We start from the raw sequence: 18,317 nt of genomic DNA, 5'->3' as shown, positions 1-18,317 counted from the left end.
AACAAAGAATAAGATCTGCGACAATTCGTCGCGTGCTGTGGTGCTTTTCCTACAACAAGTGCCGAAAACGACACGGTAAATACCGCCGGATCCCCTGCGTTTGTAGGAGCGAGCTTGCTCCTGCAGAAGCAGGCCCTGCTCAGGGACAGGCAGGGTCCGGTTTTTTTAGCGGTGTCTTTATATCACTCGACCGTTGGTCGCTATGTAACCGATTGGTCGAGTGGTGCGTTGCCTTTAGTCCTTGTGTCGCACTTGCCTGGAGCACCCGTGCAATGAGTTCTGCCTCTCTTATAAAGACCCCGCCACAAAAGGTGACGGTCAATGGTTGGGTGTTTTACACCTCTACCGCCCTGATACTGCTGTTGACTGCCATCCTGATCGCCTTCCCCGAAGAAGCCGGCCACATTCTGGGCGTTGCCCAAGAGTGGCTGTCGCGCAGCTTCGGCTGGTACTACATGGTGGTCATCGCCGCCTATCTGATTTTTGTCGTGGGCCTGGCGTTCTCGTCCTACGGCAAACTGAAACTGGGTACCAAGCAAGACAAGCCCGACTTCAGTTACGGCGCGTGGGCCGGGATGCTGTTCTCGTCGGGTATCGGCATTTCCTTGCTGTACTTTGGCGCGTCCGAGCCGCTGGACCACTTCTTCAACCCGCCAGAAGGCGTGTCGGCCAGCCATGAAGCGGCGCGTCAGGCGTTGCAACTGACCTTCCTGCACTGGGGCCTGCACGGCTGGGCGATCTACGCACTGGTGGGGTTGGCCGTGGCGTACTTTGCTTATCGCCACAACCAGCCGCTGGCGCTGCGTTCGGCGCTGTACCCGCTGATGGGTGAGCGTTGGGTCAAAGGTGCGGCGGGCCACGCGGTCGACGGCTTCGGCATGTTCGTGACTCTGCTCGGCCTGGTGACCAACCTGGGCATTGGCTCGATGCAAGTGTCGTCGGGGCTGGAAAACCTGTTCGGCATGGCGCACAGCAACACCAACCTGCTGATCGTCATCATCGTGATGAGCACCGTGGCCACCATCGCGGCGGTCTCGGGTGTTGAAAACGGCATTCGTCGGCTGTCCAACCTGAACATCATCCTGTTCAGCGGCCTGCTGATTTTCGTGCTGCTGTTCGGCCCTACCTTGCACCTGCTCAACGGCTTCGTGCAGAACGTGGGTGATTACCTCAATGGCATCATCATGAAAACCTTCGACCTGTACGTGTACGAAGGCGACAGCAAGAAAACCGAAGGCTGGCTGGGTCTGTGGACCCTGTTCTACTGGGCCTGGTGGATTTCCTGGGCACCATTTGTGGGCATGTTCATTGCGCGTATTTCCCGTGGTCGTACCGTGCGTGAACTGGTAGCCGGCGTGCTGTTGATTCCGCTGGGCTTCACCCTGGCGTGGCTGTCGATTTTCGGTAACTCGGCACTGGACCTGGTGGTGAACCAGGGCGCGGTAGAACTGGGCAAAACTGCCCTTGAACAACCGTCGATGGCGATTTACCAACTGCTTGAGCATTACCCCGCGTCGAAAATCGTGATTGGTGTGTCGATTTTTGTTGGCTTCGTGCTGTTCCTGACTCCGGCGGATTCGGGCGCGGTGATGATGGCCAACCTGTCGTGTAAAGGTGGCGACGTAGACGAAGACGCGCCGCACTGGCTGCGCATTTTCTGGTCGGTAGTGATCACCCTGGTGACCATTGGTTTGCTGTTTGCCGGTAACTTTGCGGCCATGCAAACCATGGTGGTGCTGGCGGGCCTGCCGTTCTCGGTGGTGCTGGTGCTGTTTATGTTTGGCCTGCACAAAGCCATGCGCCAGGACACCCTGGTGGAACAAGAGCAAGCGGAACTGGCGGCCCGTGGTCGTCGTGGTTTCAGCGAGCGTTTGACCACCCAGGACCTGCAACCGACCCAAGCCGTGGTGCAGCGCTTTATGGACAGGCACGTGACCCCGGCACTGGAAGAAGCGGCGGCGCAATTGCGTGCTCAAGGTCTGCACGTGCAAACCCTGTTGGGCGCTGCTAAGCGCTGCATGGGCGTGCGGGTAGACATGGAAGAAGGCAACCCGTTTGTCTACGAAGTGAGCCTGGACGGTTACCTGGCCGCGCCAAGCGACTCCGGGCAAGACGAAGTGCGCAGCCGTTACTACCGGGCCGAGGTGTACCTGCACAACGGCAACCAGGAGTACGACTTGATGGGCTTCACTGACGAGCAAATCTGCCGAGACGTGCTTGACCAGTTTGAAAGCCATCGCCAGCTCCTTGGCCGCGTTTACAGCTAAGAGCCCAGCACTCCTGTAGGAGCGAGCTTGTCTCGCGATCTTTTAAAAGATCAAAAGATCGCGAGCTCGCTCCTACAAGGGGTTAATCATTAACCCAGATTCTTACCCAACAGGGCGTGGTACAACTCGGTATCACCCAGTATCCCCACCACTTTCTGATTGTCGTGCAGCACCAGTTTGTTACCGGTCTGGTAGCGAATTTGCAGCGCATCGCGCATGCCGATATTAGAGTCCACCAGCGTCGGCCTGCGGCCCAGGCTGTCGACCGATTGCCCGCTTTTCCATTGCTGTAAATCCACCACGCCCGCGCCATTGCGCACGCCTTTGATGGTGTTGCCTTCGTGCAGGTCGATCCACGAATCATCCCCCGGATCAATGCACACCGAGCCGTTGATGCGTTTGCAGTTGTCCAGCGTGCGCATCAGGCTGCGCCCGCACAACACGTTCAGCGGGTTGGTGTGCGCGACAAACGTGCGCACGTAGTCATCGGCCGGGTTGAGCACGATTTCTTCCGGCTTGCTGTACTGGATGATCTTGCCGTCTTTCATGATCGCGATGCGGCTGCCCAGTTTCAGCGCCTCATCCAGGTCGTGGCTAACAAACACGATGGTCTTGCTGAGCTTGCGTTGCAGCTCCAGCAACTCGTCTTGCAGGCCCTGACGAATCAGCGGGTCAAGTGCCGAGAACGGTTCGTCCATCAGCAGAATATCGGCGTCCATCGCCAGCGCCCGCGCCAGGCCAACACGCTGCTGCATGCCGCCGCTCAATTCGTCGGGCTTTTTATTGCGCCATTGGCTCAGGCCCACCAGTTCCAGCTTTTCATCCACCAGCGCCTTGCGTTCTTTTTCAGGGCGGCCCTGCATTTCCAGGCCAAAGCTGATGTTCTCGCGCACCGTCAGCCAGGGCATCAGGGCGAACTTTTGAAAGACCATGGCGATGCGCTTGGTGCGCATCATTTTCAGCTCGGCGGGGGTACACGAGGCGATGTCGATTTGCTTGCCTTCGTGCTCCACAAACAACTGGCCACGGCTCACCGTGTTGAGGCCGTTGATACAGCGCAGCAAGCTGGATTTGCCCGAACCGGACAAGCCCATGAGCACGCAGATTTCGCCTTTGTCGATGTCCAGGCTGGCCTTTTCAACGCCGACAATCTGCCCGGTTTTTTTCAGGATCTGATCCCGCGAAAGGCCCTCGTCCAGCAGCTTCAGCGCCTCACGCGGTTTTTTGGCGAAGATCACGTCAACCTTGTCGAAGCGAATAATACTCATGCGTCAGCTCCTTTTTTGGCGTCCGGCTGTTTGCAGATCCGGTCGAGCATGATCGCCAGCAACACAATCGCCAGCCCGGCTTCAAAGCCCAGCGCGATGTCAGCCGTGTTCAGGGCGTTGACCACCGGTTTGCCCAAGCCATCAGCGCCCACCAGCGCGGCGATCACCACCATCGACAGCGACAGCATGATGCACTGGGTCACCCCGGCCGCGATGCTCGGCATGGCGTGGGGCAGTTCGATACGGGTGAGCAACTGGCGGCGCGAGCAGCCAAACGCCTTACCGGCATCCAGCAGTTCATGGGGCACGTCACGAATGCCCAGGTAGGTGAGGCGGATCGGCGCGGCAATCGCAAACACCACGGTCGAAATCAGCCCCGGTACCACGCCCAAGCCAAACAGGGTCAGGGTAGGGATGAGGTACACAAACGTCGGCACGGTTTGCATCAAGTCCAGCACCGGACGCATGCACGTATACACCGCCGGTTTATGCGCGGCGACAATGCCCAGCGGCACGCCGATGATCACGCACACAAAGGTGGCAAACACCACCTGCGCGAGGGTTTCCATGGTCTCTTGCCAATACCCCAGGTTGAGGATCAGCAAAAACGACAACGCAACAAAGACCGTAAGCCCCCACTTGCGTTGAATCAGGTGGGCAAACAACGCGATTAACCCGATAAACGCCAGCGGGTTGAACCAGGTCAGCGCAAACGTCACGCCATGGATCATGGCTTCGAGTGTGGTCGCAATGGCATCGAAGATATTGGCGCCATGTTTGGTCAGCCAGTCGACGAAGTCGGCGATGTACTCGCCCAACGGGATTTTGTGATCTATCAGCATGGTATGAACGTCCGCATGCAAGTGGAGTGAAAACGGAGCCAGCGCGGCAAGCCGGCTGGCGTCCGCGATTACTTCGCGAGGCTGGCCTTGACCGCCTCAAGCCCCGGCTTGCCATCAACCGTGGTCACGCCCGCGAGCCAGGTGTCGAGCACCTGCGGGTTCTGTTTAAGCCAGGCTTTGGCAGCCACATCCGGCTTGATCTTTTCGTCCAGCACCTTGCCCATCAGCGTGCTTTCCATGTCGAGGGTGAACACCAGGTTTTTCAGCAGTTGGCCAACGTTGCTGCATTCCTGTGAGTAGCCTTTGCGGGTGTTGGTATAGATGGTGGCCTGGCCGAAGTTGGGGCCAAAAAATTCATCGCCACCGGTGAGGTACTTCATCTTGAAACGGGTATTCATGGGGTGCGGTTCCCAGCCCAAAAACACCACGTCGGTGCCGCGTCGCTGAGCGCGTTCGACTTGCGACAACATCCCGGCTTCGCTCGACTCAACCACCTTGAAGCCTGCGTCCTTGAGGCCAAATGCGTTCTTGTCGATCATGCTTTGAATCGTGCGATTGCCGTCGTTGCCCGGTTCGATCCCGTAGATCTTGCCGTCCAGTTCCTTCTTGAATTTAGGCAGGTCAGCGAAGTCCTTAAGGCCCTTGTCATACAGCGCCTGCGGTACGGCGAGGGTGTACTTGGCGTTTTCCAGGTTGGCGCGCACCGTTTCAACGGTGCCCGCATCGCGGTAAGCCTTGATGTCGTTTTCCATGGTGGGCATCCAGTTGCCCAAGAAGACGTCCATGTTTTTGCCATCGGCCAGGGACTTGTACGTCACCGGCACCGAAATCATGGTGGTTTTGGTTTTGTAGCCCAGTGCATCCAGTACTGCGCTGGTGACCGCCGTGGTGACCGTGATGTCGGTCCAGCCCACGTCCGAAAAATTAACCGTGCTGCACTGCGCAGGCTCGGCAGCCTGGGCGATGGCGGGCAGACTCAGTACGGCAGCCAACAGCAAAGGGTAGGAATGTTTCATGCAACGACTCCTGTGTGTCTGGGTGGCAGTTTTCGATCGAAAAGCCGCCCCCTCGGGTGATGCCGGTTGGCATCTGGCAATCGAGTCGAGACTGATCATGTAACAGCCAAAATCAAACGCCTACCGCCCGCGTCGCATCCAGTACAGGCAGGGTCGTATCTGATACCTGCGAGGTCGCATTTGGACGTTTCCTCCCCAAAAACCGCACTTTTCCCGCGTCTAATCCGCATAAAACGGCGACGGCGCTGGCAGACAATAGCGAGTCGTTGCTGGACGTTTTCAGGGGCTGGAAACCGACCATGATGCGAGCACTCATTACGAGGCTCGTCCCCATGGCTATCAGCGTGTTTGACCTGTTCAAGATCGGCATTGGCCCCTCCAGCTCCCACACCGTGGGGCCCATGCGGGCTGCTGCGCTGTTTGTGCAGGGGTTGCGCGAACGCGACCAACTGCAACAGGTGCGACGCATTGAGGTGCAGCTTTACGGTTCCCTGTCGGCCACCGGCATCGGGCATGGCAGCGACAACGCCGTGATCATGGGCCTGATGGGCGAGTGGCCAGACGCCATCGACCCGGCGCACATTGGCCCGCGCATCGCAGAGCTGCACGACAGCCAGACCTTGCTGCTCGATGGCTATCTGCCCATCCCGTTTGTGTGGGCCAGTGACATGCGCCTGCTCGACGAAAACCTGCCGTTTCACCCCAACGCCATGACCCTGATCGCCGAAACCACAAACGGCGAACTGCACCGCGACACCTACTATTCGGTGGGCGGCGGTTTTGTGGTGGATGCGGCGCAAGCGGCCAGCGGTGTCATGGACATGGACCGCACCGAGTTGCCCTATGACTTTGGCAGCGCTGTGGAGCTGCTTGATTTGTGCCGCGAACATCACCTGAGCGTGGCCGCCTTGATGATGGCCAACGAACGCACCTGGCGCAGCGAAGATGAAATCCGTTGTGGCCTGATCAAACTCTGGCGCGCCATGCAGGACTGCGTCGAGCACGGCTTGAAACACGAAGGCATCCTGCCCGGCGGCCTCAACGTGCGCCGCCGCGCCGCCCGTTTGCACCGCAGCTTGCAGGAACTGGGCAAGCCCAACGTGATCGGCTCAACCTTGAGCGCCATGGAATGGGTCAACCTGTTCGCCCTGGCGGTCAACGAAGAAAACGCCGCGGGCGGGCGCATGGTCACGGCGCCCACCAACGGCGCGGCGGGCATCATCCCGGCGGTGCTGCACTACTTTATGAAGTTCAGCGACGAGGTCAGCGAAGCCAACGTCGTCGACTACTTATTAAGCGCGGCGGCGATTGGCATTTTGTGCAAAAAGAACGCCTCGATTTCGGGTGCCGAAGTGGGTTGCCAGGGCGAAGTCGGTTCGGCCTGCGCCATGGCCGCGGCCGGGCTGGCGCAAATCCTCGGGGCCAGCCCCGAGCAACTGTGCAACGCCGCTGAAATTGGCCTGGAACACAACCTGGGCCTCACCTGCGACCCGGTGGGCGGGCTGGTACAAGTGCCGTGCATCGAGCGCAACGCCATTGCGGCGGTCAAAGCCATCAACGCCGCGCAAATGGCCCTGCGCGGGGACGGTCAGCACTTTATTTCACTGGACCGGGTGATCCGCACCATGCGCGACACCGGCGCCGACATGCACGACAAATACAAAGAAACCTCACGCGGCGGGTTAGCCGTGAGTGCCGTGGAATGTTGATAACTGTAGGAGCGAGCTTGCCTCGCGATCTTTTAACGATCAAAAGATCGCGAGACAAGCTCGCTCCTACAGGGGCTGAACCTAGCAGTTCTGCCAGTAGGCAATGAGTCGTGCAGGGCACAAGGTAATGGCATTTGCTGACCTATGGATGTGTCTATGCTCCGCCTCTACCGTTACGACCCACTTGATCGACTGACAGACGTTGCCGGTCACCAGCGCTTCTACAACCAGGCCCGTTTAGCCACCGAAATCCAGGGCACAGTGCCGCGCAGTGTGTTTCAGGTGGGCGATCACTTGTTGGCCGAGGGCGGAGTGGATGGCAGCAACCTGCTGGCCACCGACCTGCAACGCTCGGTGTTGCACGCAGTAAACCCCGATAAAACCCAACCGATTGTTTACAACGCGTATGGCCATCGCCCGCCTGAAAGCGGTGTGGCCAGTGTGCTGGGCTTTAATGGCGAACGGGCTGATCCGGTGACGGGGCATTATTTATTGGGCAATGGCTATCGGGCGTTTAACCCGGTGTTGATGCGCTTTAACAGCCCGGACAGTTGGAGCCCGTTTGGGCGGGGCGGGATTAATAGTTATGGGTATGTGGGGGGCGATCCGGTTAATCGGGTTGATCCCAGCGGGCATTTTTGGCGCGCGTTGAAAAATTGGTTGTTTAAGTCAGGTAGTAAAAGATCTCTCGCAGTACAGGCGGCTCCCATCATTGCCAGACGTAACTCAATCGACCTGGAGAGTCAGTTAATGAAGGATTTTAAAGTGTTAATGCCGAATATTTATGCGGGCCGAACAGTAGCCAGTGATCATAAATTCTCGAGGCTTGAGGTAGTGGGGCATGGTGGTTTTTATGAACACGGTGGTAAACAGGTAGGCGTTATTGCTTCTAGTGGCCAAGCGTTTACAGCAGAAGAGCTGGGTAAAGCGCTAGTGTCAAATGGGCATATGAAGAAGGCCAAAGAGGTCCATTTAATAATGTGTCATTCTGCAGATGTGGCCAGCTATACGGGGAAATCTTTTGCTCAAGAACTCTCTGATCATTTGAATGTACCCGTAACGGGTTACAGGGGGGAGGTCGTGCGCAGGCCTTCAAGTTACCTGCTGGATGTGGTTGATAGTACTGCAGCCGATCCAATGGTTCGCTATGTACGCGTGAGTTCAATGGTTTTAGATAAAACAGCTCTTATCAGGCAAGGGTTATCCAGTGATTACTTTAGGCCAGTAACTTTTACACCTGGATAAGCCCGATTTCAATGCAATACGCAGTGCTTATAACGCGCCTGCTTGCACTCAGGCGCGTGCCGTTTAGTGCGTGACCAGACGGTCCAGCGATGTATCGACAAAGGTCTTGGCCAGCTCCGCCAAGTGCCCTATGGACAGCACCACATCGCGCTGATTGCCGCTCAAACCATTCCCCGCCTCACTCGCCGAAGCAACCATGCAGCGCAACAAGTCTGACGCCTGGGCCAAAGCCGCTTCTAAATTGACGCTGCCGGGTATGGCATACATGGCCTGATCCATGTGCCGTGGAGGCTTATGGTTGTGCAGGTAGTAATCAAGGGCGCGACCGGCCGCTGCACGGTCCAGTAACTGTGACGTGCGCTCAACGGCATCGGGGGATGTGACAGGTGGATCGGGTGTCAGTTTTTTCATGGTTACAGCTCCAACCTCGTTAAGGGAACTGACACCTGTCGCGACTAAACGAATGGGTGGCAGCCGTACGCAGGTTAGTCGACCGGTGAGCTTGGAAACCGGCGCACCCTAAGGTGCCCTGCGCACGGCCACCATAAAGTTGCGGCCGAAAAAAAGCGCCTCACTCAGGTGGCGCTTTGCGCCTTGCTCACATGCTGGGCGACTAAACCCGACCGCTGTTTTTTGCAGCGATGGCCGAGACTATGCTCCGAATGGAGTGGGCGCAAGCGAACGGGATTTTCTCGGAAGTGTCCTTGGATTGAAAGCGAAACGTCGTACGAAATGGCTGATTTTCGCGGTGCCAAGGGGGCTCACGTTTTTTGTAGGAGCGAGCTTGCTCGCGATCTTTTGATCTCTTAAAAGATCGCGAGCAAGCTCGCTCCTACAGAGGTTTATACCTAGCAGATCTGCCAGTAGGCAGTTGCTCCGTGCAGGTGCAAGCTGAGCGCAAGTCCCTGTACACGACGAGCGTATACACATGCCCACAGTCCTTTATGCCTACGACCCACTGGACCGCTTGATCCAGACGGCGGGTATTCGGCGCTTTTACAACAGCTCGCGCATGACCACTGAAATTGAGGGAACAGTGCAGCGCAGTGTGTTTCAGGTGGGCGATCACGTGTTGGCCGAGGGCGGGGCGGGTGGCAGCAACCTGCTGGCCACCGACTTGCAACGCTCGGTGTTGCACACGGTTAACCCCGATAAAACCCAACCCATTGCTTACAACGTGTATGGCCATCGCCCGGCTGAAAGCGGCGTGGCCAGTGTGCTGGGCTTTAATGGCGAGCGCGCTGACCCGGTGACGGGGCATTATTTATTGGGCAATGGCTACCGGGCGTTTAACCCGGTGTTGATGCGTTTTAATAGCCCGGACAGTTGGAGCCCGTTTGGGAAAGGCGGGTTAAATAGTTATGGGTATTGTGGAGGTGATTCAGTTAATCGAGTTGACTCAAGTGGGCATTTTTTTCTGGCTGCGTTGCGAAAAGCAGCAGACAGTTTTTGGGCGTTTTACCGTACGCCGATCGGTATGCATAAAAAAGCGACGTCTAATTATATAAAGCTGAATTCAGACATTTATGCGTATGAACAATTATCAAAAAAAGGTCAGCGTAAAATTGTTTTAGATACACATGGTAGTTTTGAAGATGGGGCGCTGAAGGTTGGGTCAAAAGACAGTCCCGTTAGCCCTGATAAATTAATAAATTTAGCAAGGGAAGGGGGCATTGAGTTCGATAAATACGATGCAGTCAAACTAATGATTTGCCACAGTGCAGAGGCAAATTTTGCCCAGCAAGTCTCTAACTTGACAGGGCTTAAAACAAAGGCTTTTAAAGGGACTGCGGCGGCAGTGCCTATTGACTTCTTAGTTCCTAATATGGAAGTGGGTAAGATTTATCAGCCAATGATTAGTATGCGGACTCTGCGCAATACGGGAGTTTTTAAGCATTTTCCGCTCTCACAGAGAAATTACGACCCAGTCACATTTGTCCCCGAAAAACAGAGTGCTATCAGGCGTAACTGACAGTGCAACATGTGTGCGTGGAGCCTGTAGGAGCGAGCTTGCTCGCGATCTTTTGATCTTTTAAAAGATCGCGAGCAAGCTCGCTCCTACAGAGGTTTATACCTAGCAGATCTGCCAGTAGGCAGTTGCTCCGTGCAGGTGCAAGCTGAGCGCAAGTCCCTGTACACGACGAGCGTATACACATGCCCACAGTCCTTTATGCCTACGACCCACTGGACCGCTTGATCCAGACGGCGGGTATTCGGCGCTTTTACAACAGCTCGCGCATGACCACTGAAATTGAGGGCACAGTGCAGCGCAGTGTGTTTCAGGTGGGCGATCACGTGTTGGCCGAGGGCGGGGCGGGTGGCAGCAACCTGCTGGCCACCGACTTGCAACGCTCGGTGTTGCACACGGTTAACCCCGATAAAACCCAACCCATTGCTTACAACGTGTATGGCCATCGCCCGGCTGAAAGCGGCGTGGCCAGTGTGCTGGGCTTTAATGGCGAACGGGCTGACCCGGTGACGGGGCATTATTTATTGGGCAATGGATATCGGGCGTTTAACCCGGTGTTGATGCGTTTTAACAGCCCGGACAGTTGGAGCCCGTTTGGGCGGGGTGGAGTTAATGCATATGGTTACTGTGGAGGGAACCCTGGAAATTATAGTGATCCATCTGGGCATTTATTTGTATGGGCGCGTAATGCGATCAATGCGGTGATGAAAAGAAAAACGACGGTCGTTGATTCAGCGGGTGAATATTGGTCTTCGGCCTATGCTCAAGATAATGTTGTTTATGAGAATATAAAGAAAATTCAATCTGGTGTTTATGTGGCAGACGAAATACACAAAATAGATGGTCTGCCAGCAAGGCGGTTAGTTATTGATGCTCATGGGATTAAACAAGGGTATCCATTGAGCGGGCGCAGAGTGTTGAGCAATAAAAAGATGTTAGATTTACTTCGCAAGAATAAAGTGGATGTGGCGAATTATAATAGTGTTCACATGATTAGTTGTTTTTCGGCGGTGAGGGGTAAACACTCATTGAGTGCGAAAATTTCTTTGAAGTACAAAGTGCCCACTACAGCCTATATGAAAGTCGTCGCGGTTGGTTTAGGGCCAAAGGATATCTGGAGGCAAGAAACCAGAGCAATATCATGGTTAGAGCGCGGAATGACAGAAGTCAGAAGCGCTACCTTTTTAAGATCCAATGGCGTCGATGTTTCTGATAAGGATTTTTTCCCCGTTGTTTTCAACGGCTGACCTTCAGACATTTTGATTTAACGCGCCTGCTTGCACTCAGGCGCGTACCGTTTAGTGCGTGACCAGACGGTCCAGCGATGTATCGACAAAGGTCTTGGCCAGCTCCGCCAAGTGCCCTATGGACAGCACCACATCGCGCTGATTGCCGCTCAAACCATTCCCCGCCTCACTCGCCGAAGCAACCATGCAGCGCAACAAGTCTGACGCCTGGGCCAAAGCCGCTTCTAAATTGACGCTGCCGGGTATGGCATACATGGCCTGATCCATGTGCCGTGGAGGCTTATGGTTGTGCAGGTAGTAATCAAGGGCGCGATCGGCCGCCGCACGGTCCAGTAACTGTGACGTGCGCTCAACGGCATCGGGGGAGGTGACAGGTGGATCGGGTGTCAGTTTTTTCATGGTTACAACTCCGAACTTAATTAAAGGAGCTGTACCTGTCGCTACTAAACGAAGGTGGCAGCCGCACGCAGGTTAGTAGACCGGTAAGTTCGGGACCCGGCGCGCCCGAAGGCGCCCTGCGCACGACCACCATAAAACGCAGGCCGTAAAAAAGCGCCTCGCGGAGGTGGCGCCTTGCGCCGAACTAAACCGGGCTACTAAACCCGACCGCTGTTTTTGGCAGCGATGGCCGAGACTATGCCCCGAATGGAGTGGGCGCAAGCGAACGGGATTTTCTCGGAAGTGTCCTTGGATTGAAAGCGAAACGTCGTACGAAATGGCTGATTTTCACGGTTCCAAGGGGGCTCACGTTTTTTGTAGGAGCGAGCTTGCTCGCGATCTTTTGATCTTTTAAAAGATCGCGAGCAAGCTCGCTCCTACAGAGGTTTATACCTAGCAGATCTGCCAGTAGGCAGCCGTGTAGCGCCGGTGCAAGCTGAGCGCAAGTCCCTGTACACGACGAGCGTACACACATGCCCACAGTCCTCTATACCTACGACCCACTGGACCGCTTGATCCAGACGGCGGGTATTCGGCGCTTTTACAACAAGTCGCGCATGGTCACCGAAATTGAGGGCGCAGTGCAGCGCAGTGTGCTTCAGGTGGGCGATCACGTGTTGGCCGAGGGCGGTGCGGGTGGCAGCAAGCTGCTGGCCACCGACTTGCAACGCTCGGTGTTGCACACGGTTAACCCCGATAAAACCCAACCCATGGCTTACAACGTGTATGGCCATCGCCCGGCTAAAAGCGGCGTGGCCAGTGTGCTGGGCTTTAATGGCGAACGGGCTGACCCGGTGACGGGGCATTACTTGTTGGGCAATGGCTATCGGGCGTTTAACCCGGTGTTGATGCGTTTTAACAGCCCGGACAGTTGGAGCCCGTTTGGGAAAGGCGGGATTAATGCATATGGGTATTGTGGGGGGGACTCGGTAAATAGACGCGATGACAGTGGGCATGCTGTTTTTTTCTTGAGCGGTAAGGGAGCAGTAGAAAGTTTAGGATTTTTTTCAAAGTTGTTATCTAAGCGCAACTCAAAGACTGCGGCTAAATATGCAGCTCGTTCAGGGGCAACAGTCAATAAGGAGACTGTAGAGTTCTTTCGAATTTCAGAGTTGGAGCCTGGTATTTTTGCTGCTTATGACCGCAGGGCCACGGGTGAGCTGAGATTGACGTTGCATGGCCACGGTAATGTTGGATATATGGTCAATGATGCAGGGCAAGGGCTAACCGCTTCTTATTTGGCTCGGCTTGTTAAGAAAAAGGGATATACCGAACATACGACATCCAGAATTTGGTCATGTTATTCGGGCGCGGGGCATGCCGGGTCTTTAGCTCAGGCTTATGCTGATATTACTCAACAGAGTGTTAAAGGCATGGAAATGTCTTTGGTGTCAAAATTTGGACTTAGGCAAATAATGGAAACACTCAATAGTAAAGAGATAATTTTGGATATTCGTGACAGCGTCAGAGTAGGAAAAAAACATACCGTTATGAAAAATGCAGAACTGTTTGAAAGTAACGAGAGAGTATTTCCAGGGTATCGGAGCCGAGTGTTTACTCCCTCGGTAAGATGAAGAATTGATTTTAGTGTCGGGTGGGCGACGTCTAGCGCTTTCTGTTTGGCGCGCTTTTTAAGCGCACCGCGCCCCCTTTCAGCGCACATCCCGACCTGCACCTTTGGTGACACGGTGCGTTCCTACGTGTTTCCCACAAGTGCTACCGATTTGCTCAACACGGCTCTGCGCCCTGCGCTACGTCTGTTTAGACGGTGTTTAGAGCCGTGTTCGGCACCTCCCACCTAGACGCATTACGACGTCGTTTTCAGATTTTGTTGAATACCTATTCAAGTTTAGGCGCGGCATTTGCATCGTCATGGCAAAGCCCCCGTAAACGGTGGGTCATAACAAGAGCCTGCGCCTGGGGCCATCACCCGCTTTGTGTGAGGAGATACCGCATGACGTCGTTCAACTCCGAGGCCCAACCCCAGAACCGTACGCCTCAATCCATCGGCTTTCTGCTGCTGGACAATTTCACACTTATTTCTTTGGCGTCTGCGATTGAGCCCCTGCGCATGGCCAATCAGTTGTCGGGCCGCGAGTTGTATCGCTGGAGCACCTTAAGCGCTGACGGTAGCCAGGTGTGGGCCAGTGATGGTTTGCAAATTACCCCCGACGCCAGCATGCACAAGGCGCCGGCGCTAGACATGGTGATTGTGTGCGGCGGTATCGGCATTCAACGCGCGGTAACGCGTGAGCACGTGTCTTGGCTGCAAAGCCAGGCGCGCCAGTCGCGCCGTTTGGGTGCGGTGTGCACCGGCAGTTGGGCGCTGGCGTATGCCGGGCTGCTGGACGGTTTTGATTGCAGCGTGCATTGGGAATGTCTGGCCTCGATGCAGGAAGCCTTCCCGCGGGTGTCCATGAGTACCCGTCTGTTTACCCTCGACCGCAGCCGCTCTACCAGCTCGGGTGGCACGGCGCCGATGGACATGATGCTGCACCTGATCAGCCGCGATCATGGCCGCGAATTGTCGGCCGCCATTTCGGAAATGTTTGTGTATGAGCGCATTCGTAACGAACAGGACCATCAGCGCGTGCCGCTCAAGCACATGCTGGGCACCAACCAGCCGAAGTTGCAGGAAATCGTTGCGTTGATGGAAGCCAACCTTGAGGAGCCCATCGACCTCGATGAGCTGGCGGTGTACGTGACCGTGTCGTGTCGCCAGTTGGAGCGGCTGTTCCAAAAATACTTGCACTGCTCGCCGTCGCGGTACTACCTCAAGCTGCGCCTGGTGCGTGCGCGCCAATTGCTCAAACAAACGCCGATGTCGATTATCGAAGTGGCGGCGGTGTGCGGGTTTGTCTCGACGCCGCATTTCTCCAAGTGTTACCGCGAGTACTTTGGCATCCCGCCGCGTGATGAGCGTGTGGGGTCCAATACTGCGCAGCAAACCACCTTGGTGCCGATCCCGCAGTCCCTGCTGCTGACCCCGCTGGCCGGGCCGATGGCGTCGCTGCATCAGGCGCGGCACGAGTCGACGTTTGCCAGTGTGAGGGTGTAGTCAAAGCCTCTGTAGGAGCGAGCTTGTCTCGCGATCTTTTAAAGGTTCAAAAGATCGCGAGGCAAGCTCGCTCCTACAGGGGGTTACGCTCACCCCCGGCTTTGCTTGTATTGCACCAGCCCCGGCAGCAACTGCTGGTCGATGGCCTGGCGCACGGCGGGCAAGATGGTTGCGCTGCCGGTGTAGAGCTTTTCTACCAGGCCCTTGAGTGCGCGAGCGTTGGTCTCGTTCAGGCCGCACACCACCGCAGAGCAGGCTTGCTCGGCGTTACCCGACACGTCAAAGCCCAGCGAGCGCAGTTGGCTCAGCAGGTCCTGCTCATCAATCAAGTCTGCGTGCATCATGCTTTTTATCCTTTCACAGAGAGGCGATCGAAGCTTGATTCTGGTAGGGCTTCCACGAACGGGCAAGCGAGGTTTGGCGCGATGTCTGGTATGCCTAAGAACAGGTCGTTTTTGGCTAAGTGCCAAGGCGCGGGGCAGGGCACACTGGGCTCAGTAACATTGCCCTAGGTTTGGTCACCGCACGGCACTCACACTGTTGGCCCCGACGCTGTAACGGCAGTTTCGGGGCTTTTTTGTGCCTGGTGTTCAGCCCTTGAGCAGCGCTGCGCAGGCGGTTTTGTAGGCGTCGTGCTGGTATTTGTTGAGCGAGGCTGGCAGCTCATACGCGTGCTTTTTAAATTGCGCGTTAAGGGTTTGCGGCGACAGTAACTGCACCTCGCAGCCCTCCAGCAATTGCAGGATGCCTTCGATTTTGAAGGTGGTGGGGCCACCAGCAAACTCGCCTTTTTTGCTGCGCTTTTTGATCGCGATGCGGGTGATGGCGTTGGCCTTCACACAGTCGGCCAGTTGGGCGGCGAAGGCTTTGACGCTGGCGGCGTTTTCATCGTCGTCCAGGGCAATTTTTTTGGTGCTGATGGCCACGTGCTCAAGGCCGCCAGCGCCCTGGGTGGCCAGGGCAAAAATGGCTTCGCTGCCTTTGATTTCAATCCCGCAAATAGTCATACGTGCCTCATGGGTCATTCCTGACCAATCGATTCCAGAAACTCCGAGCGGTCATCGCTGACTGCCGCAATGCAGTCGTTTTGAGCAATGTTGAACGCCTCGGTGCCGGCTTTGGCCGGGAACACCACAATCGCGCAATCGGCGTCACGCTGGTGCACCCACAGGGTCTGCGCGGTTTTGATTTTGCTGGTGATGTTGTTGAGCTGCGTCGCATTGGCGCCGTACAGCGCGTTGATGCGCGCTTGCAGGGCCTCGAAGTTTTCAGCCAACAACTGTTCGGCGGTATTGCGGCTAAATACCGAGCACGCCAGCGTTTGCTGGTCGTTTTCGACGGCATCACACGGGTTGTGGTCGGCATCATCGGCTACAGCTGCGCCACTGGTGATCAACGCCAAGGCCAGGAGAATCGATTTCATTGCGGCTTCCTAATCCATAGTTGAGGCGGATTCTGGCTTAAGCGCCGCGCAAAAGACAGTCACCGGCGCATCGGCGGGTGTTGTGGTCGCCAGCGCTTTGTCGCGCATTGACGCTTTCGGCAATTGCGCTGTCGCTTTTGCACCCGGCTGTTTTTACCCCCAAGCCTATGCTGGCCCCAAAGCGCCGGCAGACGATTCGGCGCAGCAAACGCCTATAAGGGGACGCCTGATGAGCCCAGCCGAGTTGCACGCAGACAGCATCGTTATCGACGGGCTGATCATTGCCAAATGGAACCGCGAGTTGTTTGAAGACATGCGCAAAGGCGGGCTCACGGCCGCCAACTGCACGGTGTCGGTGTGGGAGGGCTTTCAGGCCACGATCAATAACATTGTCGCCAGCCAAACCCTTATTCGCGAAAACAGCGACCTGGTGATCCCGGTCAAAACCACCGCTGACATTCGCCGCGCCAAGTCCTTGGGCAAAACCGGGATCATTTTCGGCTTCCAGAATGCCCATGCGTTTGAAGACCAATTGGGCTACATCGAGATCTTCAAACAGCTCGGCGTGGGCGTGGTGCAGATGTGCTACAACACGCAAAACCTGGTGGGCACCGGCTGCTATGAACGCGATGGCGGGCTTTCGGGTTTCGGCCGCGAAGTGGTCGCTGAAATGAACCGCGTGGGCATCATGTGTGACCTGTCGCACGTGGGCTCCAAAACCTCTGAAGAGGTCATCCTCGAATCGAAAAAACCGGTCTGCTACTCGCACTGTTTGCCGTCCGGGCTCAAAGAACATCCGCGCAATAAATCCGACGCTGAACTCAAGTTCATTGCCGATCACGGTGGCTTTGTCGGCGTGACCATGTTCGCGCCGTTTCTGGCCAAGGGCATTGAGTCGACCGTCGACGATTACGCCGAAGCCATCGAATACACCATGAACATCGTGGGCGAAGACGCCATCGGCATCGGCACCGACTTCACCCAGGGCCACGGCCAGGATTTCTTCGAAATGCTGACCCACGACAAAGGCTACGCGCGGCGTCTGACCAGCTTCGGCAAGATCATCAACCCGCTGGGCATCCGCACCGTGGGCGAGTTCCCGAACCTCACCGAAACCCTGATCAAGCGCGGCCACAGCGAACGCGTGGTGCGCAAGATCATGGGTGAAAACTGGGTCAACGTCCTCAAAGACGTCTGGGGCGAATAAGCCGCCACTCGCCCTCACCCATCCCTCTCCTCCGGGAGAGGGCAGGGTGAGGGGGCGAAACGAACCTTACCTCGAATTTTGGAGTTTTATTCCATGGCTAAAATCGCCCCGCAATTACCCATCGAAGTCGACAGCGAGACCGGCGTCTGGACCTCTGACGCGCTGCCGATGCTCTACGTGCCACGGCACTTTTTCGTCAACAACCACATGGGCATCGAAGAGGTGCTGGGCGCTGACGCCTACGCCGAGATCCTCTACAAGGCGGGCTACAAATCGGCCTGGCACTGGTGTGAAAAAGAAGCCGAATGCCATGGCCTGGAAGGCGTGGCGGTGTTCGAGCATTACATGAAGCGCCTGTCGCAACGTGGCTGGGGCCTGTTCACCATTCAAGACATTGACCTGGACAAAGGCACCGCCACCATCAAGCTCGAACACTCCTGTTTCGTGTACGTGTACGGCAAGGTCGGGCGCAAGGTCGACTACATGTTCACCGGCTGGTTTGCCGGGGCCATGGACCAGATTCTGCAAGCGCGCGGCAGCCAGATTCGCACCGTGGCCGAACAGGTCTACAGCGGATCCGAAGAAGGCCACGACCACGGTCTGTTTATCGTCAAGCCGCTGTAAATCG

General features: G+C 56.3%; 17 protein-coding genes. 9 read left to right on the top strand and 8 right to left on the bottom strand.

Annotated features, from left to right (window positions below; genetic code table 11):
- The first annotated feature begins 329 nt into the window (after positions 1-329).
- Positions 330-2,267, top strand: coding sequence for a BCCT family transporter (locus GHO32_RS20450; RefSeq protein WP_227024806.1), 1,938 nt, complete (start codon positions 330-332; stop codon positions 2,265-2,267).
- 89 nt (positions 2,268-2,356) lie between these two features.
- On the opposite strand, the gene choV is transcribed toward GHO32_RS20450, so the two are convergent.
- From choV to GHO32_RS20435, 3 genes are all read right to left on the bottom strand, one after another.
- The gene (gene choV / locus GHO32_RS20445; RefSeq protein WP_153335130.1) at positions 2,357-3,535 is read right to left on the bottom strand and encodes a choline ABC transporter ATP-binding protein; all 1,179 of its coding nucleotides are present in this window, start codon (positions 3,533-3,535) and stop codon (positions 2,357-2,359) included.
- The gene (choW, locus tag GHO32_RS20440) at positions 3,532-4,377 is read right to left on the bottom strand and encodes a choline ABC transporter permease subunit (protein WP_048373962.1); all 846 of its coding nucleotides are present in this window, start codon (positions 4,375-4,377) and stop codon (positions 3,532-3,534) included. The genes choV and choW overlap by 4 nt, the downstream gene beginning before the upstream one ends.
- Positions 4,378-4,445: 68 nt before the next feature.
- Positions 4,446-5,393 (bottom strand): choline ABC transporter substrate-binding protein, encoded by a 948-nt coding sequence (locus GHO32_RS20435; RefSeq protein WP_153335131.1) that lies wholly within the window; start codon positions 5,391-5,393, stop codon positions 4,446-4,448.
- A 332-nt stretch (positions 5,394-5,725) separates the two neighbouring features.
- Here GHO32_RS20435 and GHO32_RS20430 point away from each other — a divergent pair, with 332 nt between their 5' ends.
- Positions 5,726-7,102: an L-serine ammonia-lyase gene (locus tag GHO32_RS20430; RefSeq protein WP_153335132.1), complete on the top strand. Its 1,377-nt coding sequence runs from the start codon at positions 5,726-5,728 to the stop codon at positions 7,100-7,102.
- Positions 7,103-7,258: 156 nt separating this feature from the next.
- Complete coding sequence (locus GHO32_RS20425; protein WP_256665473.1) at positions 7,259-8,347, top strand: RHS repeat-associated core domain-containing protein; 1,089 nt, start codon at positions 7,259-7,261, stop codon at positions 8,345-8,347.
- Between the two features lie 63 nt (positions 8,348-8,410).
- Here GHO32_RS20425 and GHO32_RS20420 read toward each other — a convergent pair whose 3' ends face one another.
- Entirely contained in the window at positions 8,411-8,758 is a 348-nt protein-coding gene (locus GHO32_RS20420; RefSeq protein WP_153335134.1) for a DUF6124 family protein, read from the bottom strand.
- Between the two features lie 517 nt (positions 8,759-9,275).
- Here GHO32_RS20420 and GHO32_RS20415 point away from each other — a divergent pair.
- Together GHO32_RS20415 and GHO32_RS20410 are read left to right on the top strand one after the other, a co-directional pair.
- Entirely contained in the window at positions 9,276-10,319 is a 1,044-nt protein-coding gene (locus GHO32_RS20415) for an RHS repeat-associated core domain-containing protein (RefSeq protein ID WP_153335135.1), read from the top strand.
- A 182-nt stretch (positions 10,320-10,501) separates the two neighbouring features.
- Positions 10,502-11,563, top strand: a complete 1,062-nt coding sequence (locus GHO32_RS20410; protein ID WP_153335136.1) for an RHS repeat-associated core domain-containing protein — start codon at positions 10,502-10,504, stop codon at positions 11,561-11,563.
- Positions 11,564-11,614: 51 nt separating this feature from the next.
- Here the strand turns inward: GHO32_RS20410 and GHO32_RS20405 are convergent, their stop codons facing one another.
- A complete protein-coding gene (locus GHO32_RS20405; protein ID WP_048384996.1) occupies positions 11,615-11,962 on the bottom strand; it encodes a DUF6124 family protein in 348 nt (115 codons plus the stop codon).
- 512 nt (positions 11,963-12,474) lie between these two features.
- Between GHO32_RS20405 and GHO32_RS20400 the strand changes: the two genes are divergently transcribed.
- The gene (locus GHO32_RS20400) at positions 12,475-13,575 is read left to right on the top strand and encodes an RHS repeat-associated core domain-containing protein (protein ID WP_153335137.1); all 1,101 of its coding nucleotides are present in this window, start codon (positions 12,475-12,477) and stop codon (positions 13,573-13,575) included.
- A 380-nt stretch (positions 13,576-13,955) separates the two neighbouring features.
- A complete protein-coding gene (locus tag GHO32_RS20395; RefSeq protein ID WP_153442979.1) occupies positions 13,956-15,059 on the top strand; it encodes a GlxA family transcriptional regulator in 1,104 nt (367 codons plus the stop codon).
- Between the two features lie 89 nt (positions 15,060-15,148).
- Here GHO32_RS20395 and GHO32_RS20390 read toward each other — a convergent pair whose 3' ends face one another.
- The 3 genes from GHO32_RS20390 to GHO32_RS20380 all read right to left on the bottom strand — a co-directional run bounded on the left by GHO32_RS20390 (position 15,149) and on the right by GHO32_RS20380 (position 16,482).
- Positions 15,149-15,403 carry a hypothetical protein gene (locus tag GHO32_RS20390; RefSeq protein ID WP_123750853.1) on the bottom strand — a complete coding sequence of 85 codons (255 nt, stop codon included), beginning with the start codon at positions 15,401-15,403 and terminating at the stop codon, positions 15,149-15,151.
- A 246-nt stretch (positions 15,404-15,649) separates the two neighbouring features.
- The gene (locus GHO32_RS20385) at positions 15,650-16,066 is read right to left on the bottom strand and encodes a DUF3010 family protein (protein WP_048372361.1); all 417 of its coding nucleotides are present in this window, start codon (positions 16,064-16,066) and stop codon (positions 15,650-15,652) included.
- Between the two features lie 14 nt (positions 16,067-16,080).
- On the bottom strand, positions 16,081-16,482 hold the full coding sequence (locus tag GHO32_RS20380) for a lysozyme inhibitor LprI family protein (protein ID WP_153335139.1): 402 nt from the start codon (positions 16,480-16,482) through the stop codon (positions 16,081-16,083).
- Between the two features lie 229 nt (positions 16,483-16,711).
- On the opposite strand from GHO32_RS20380, the gene GHO32_RS20375 reads away from it, so the two are divergent.
- Both GHO32_RS20375 and GHO32_RS20370 read left to right on the top strand, forming a co-directional pair.
- The gene (locus GHO32_RS20375; RefSeq protein WP_153335140.1) at positions 16,712-17,689 is read left to right on the top strand and encodes a dipeptidase; all 978 of its coding nucleotides are present in this window, start codon (positions 16,712-16,714) and stop codon (positions 17,687-17,689) included.
- A 93-nt stretch (positions 17,690-17,782) separates the two neighbouring features.
- Positions 17,783-18,313: a 4-vinyl reductase gene (locus tag GHO32_RS20370; RefSeq protein WP_153335141.1), complete on the top strand. Its 531-nt coding sequence runs from the start codon at positions 17,783-17,785 to the stop codon at positions 18,311-18,313.
- The last annotated feature ends 4 nt before the right edge of the window (positions 18,314-18,317 follow it).

This window comes from Pseudomonas sp. FSL R10-2189 (genome assembly GCF_009600325.1).
Lineage (GTDB): Bacteria > Pseudomonadota > Gammaproteobacteria > Pseudomonadales > Pseudomonadaceae > Aquipseudomonas > Aquipseudomonas helleri.
The sequence above is the reverse complement of the archived record's forward strand: the minus strand, read 5'-3'. Positions and strand labels throughout refer to the sequence as shown.

Bases quoted from the DNA above. Each gene is read 5' to 3' on its own strand.
- choV (WP_153335130.1), bottom strand. From the start codon at position 3,535: ATGAGTATTATTCGCTTCGACAAGGTTGACGTGATCTTCGCCAAAAAA.
- choW (WP_048373962.1), bottom strand. From the start codon at position 4,377: ATGCTGATAGATCACAAAATCCCGTTGGGCGAGTACATCGCCGACTTC.
- GHO32_RS20435 (WP_153335131.1), bottom strand. From the start codon at position 5,393: ATGAAACATTCCTACCCTTTGCTGTTGGCTGCCGTACTGAGTCTGCCC.
- GHO32_RS20430 (WP_153335132.1), top strand. From the start codon at position 5,726: ATGGCTATCAGCGTGTTTGACCTGTTCAAGATCGGCATTGGCCCCTCC.
- GHO32_RS20425 (WP_256665473.1), top strand. From the start codon at position 7,259: ATGCTCCGCCTCTACCGTTACGACCCACTTGATCGACTGACAGACGTT.
- GHO32_RS20420 (WP_153335134.1), bottom strand. From the start codon at position 8,758: ATGAAAAAACTGACACCCGATCCACCTGTCACATCCCCCGATGCCGTT.
- GHO32_RS20415 (WP_153335135.1), top strand. From the start codon at position 9,276: ATGCCCACAGTCCTTTATGCCTACGACCCACTGGACCGCTTGATCCAG.
- GHO32_RS20410 (WP_153335136.1), top strand. From the start codon at position 10,502: ATGCCCACAGTCCTTTATGCCTACGACCCACTGGACCGCTTGATCCAG.
- GHO32_RS20405 (WP_048384996.1), bottom strand. From the start codon at position 11,962: ATGAAAAAACTGACACCCGATCCACCTGTCACCTCCCCCGATGCCGTT.
- GHO32_RS20400 (WP_153335137.1), top strand. From the start codon at position 12,475: ATGCCCACAGTCCTCTATACCTACGACCCACTGGACCGCTTGATCCAG.
- GHO32_RS20395 (WP_153442979.1), top strand. From the start codon at position 13,956: ATGACGTCGTTCAACTCCGAGGCCCAACCCCAGAACCGTACGCCTCAA.
- GHO32_RS20390 (WP_123750853.1), bottom strand. From the start codon at position 15,403: ATGATGCACGCAGACTTGATTGATGAGCAGGACCTGCTGAGCCAACTG.
- GHO32_RS20385 (WP_048372361.1), bottom strand. From the start codon at position 16,066: ATGACTATTTGCGGGATTGAAATCAAAGGCAGCGAAGCCATTTTTGCC.
- GHO32_RS20380 (WP_153335139.1), bottom strand. From the start codon at position 16,482: ATGAAATCGATTCTCCTGGCCTTGGCGTTGATCACCAGTGGCGCAGCT.
- GHO32_RS20375 (WP_153335140.1), top strand. From the start codon at position 16,712: ATGAGCCCAGCCGAGTTGCACGCAGACAGCATCGTTATCGACGGGCTG.
- GHO32_RS20370 (WP_153335141.1), top strand. From the start codon at position 17,783: ATGGCTAAAATCGCCCCGCAATTACCCATCGAAGTCGACAGCGAGACC.